The organism is Streptomyces sp. NPDC104814, from assembly GCF_055583185.1.
In genome coordinates, this window is the sequence record NZ_JBVJOL010000021.1 from 1 (window position 1) to 1,866 (window position 1,866).

The following is a 1,866-nucleotide window of genomic DNA, read 5'->3' on the forward strand; positions in this document are numbered from 1 at the left end:
ACACAGTGGACGCGAGCAACTGAGGACAAGCCCTCGGCCTATTAGTACCGGTCAACTCCACACGTTACCGTGCTTCCATATCCGGCCTATCAACCCAGTCGTCTACTGGGAGCCTTACCCTCTCAAGGAGGTGGGAATACTCATCTCGAAGCAGGCTTCCCGCTTAGATGCTTTCAGCGGTTATCCCTCCCGAACGTAGCCAACCAGCCATGCCCTTGGCAGAACAACTGGCACACCAGAGGTTCGTCCGTCCCGGTCCTCTCGTACTAGGGACAGCCCTTCTCAATATTCCTACGCGCACAGCGGATAGGGACCGAACTGTCTCACGACGTTCTAAACCCAGCTCGCGTACCGCTTTAATGGGCGAACAGCCCAACCCTTGGGACCGACTCCAGCCCCAGGATGCGACGAGCCGACATCGAGGTGCCAAACCATCCCGTCGATATGGACTCTTGGGGAAGATCAGCCTGTTATCCCCGGGGTACCTTTTATCCGTTGAGCGACGGCGCTTCCACAAGCCACCGCCGGATCACTAGTCCCGACTTTCGTCCCTGCTCGACCCGTCGGTCTCACAGTCAAGCTCCCTTGTGCACTTACACTCAACACCTGATTGCCAACCAGGCTGAGGGAACCTTTGGGCGCCTCCGTTACCCTTTAGGAGGCAACCGCCCCAGTTAAACTACCCATCAGACACTGTCCCTGATCCGGATCACGGACCCAGGTTAGACATCCAGCACGACCAGACTGGTATTTCAACGACGACTCCACCCATACTGGCGTATGAGCTTCACAGTCTCCCAGCTATCCTACACAAGCCGAACCGAACACCAATATCAAACTGTAGTAAAGGTCCCGGGGTCTTTCCGTCCTGCTGCGCGAAACGAGCATCTTTACTCGTAGTGCAATTTCACCGGGCCTATGGTTGAGACAGTCGAGAAGTCGTTACGCCATTCGTGCAGGTCGGAACTTACCCGACAAGGAATTTCGCTACCTTAGGATGGTTATAGTTACCACCGCCGTTTACTGGCGCTTAAGTTCTCAGCTTCGCCCCACCGAAATGGAGCTAACCGGTCCCCTTAACGTTCCAGCACCGGGCAGGCGTCAGTCCGTATACATCGCCTTACGGCTTCGCACGGACCTGTGTTTTTAGTAAACAGTCGCTTCTCGCTGGTCTCTGCGGCCACCCCCAGCTCACCGTGTAAAACGGATCACCGAGTGTGGCCCCCCTTCTCCCGAAGTTACGGGGGCATTTTGCCGAGTTCCTTAACCATAGTTCACCCGAACGCCTCGGTATTCTCTACCTGACCACCTGAGTCGGTTTAGGGTACGGGCCGCCATGAAACTCGCTAGAGGCTTTTCTCGACAGCATAGGATCATCCACTTCACCACAATCGGCTCGGCATCAGGTCTCAGCCGTATGCAAGGCGGATTTGCCTACCTTGCGGCCTACACCCTTACCCCGGGACAACCACCGCCCGGGATGGACTACCTTCCTGCGTCACCCCATCACTCACCTACTACCAACTTGGGCCGGCGGCTCCACCACTCCCCTTTGCCCGAAGGCTCCGGGGCGGCTTCACGGCCTTAGCATCACTGGATTCGATGTTTGACGCTTCACAGCGGGTACCGGAATATCAACCGGTTATCCATCGACTACGCCTGTCGGCCTCGCCTTAGGTCCCGACTTACCCTGGGCAGATCAGCTTGACCCAGGAACCCTTAGTCAATCGGCGCAAACGTTTCTCACGTTTGTATCGCTACTCATGCCTGCATTCTCACTCGTCAACCGTCCACGACTACCTTCCAGTGCCGCTTCACCCGGCAGACGACGCTCCCCTACCCATCACAGCACCCGTTGGGGCTTAT

1 rRNA gene (only partly in view) is annotated in these 1,866 nt (G+C 56.8%); it reads right to left on the reverse strand.

Going from position 1 to position 1,866, the window contains the following annotated elements:
- Window positions 1–21: 21 nt before the first annotated feature.
- Window positions 22–1,866: ribosomal RNA gene (locus ACZ64A_RS36775) — 23S ribosomal RNA — on the reverse strand (it continues 1,373 nt past the right edge of the window).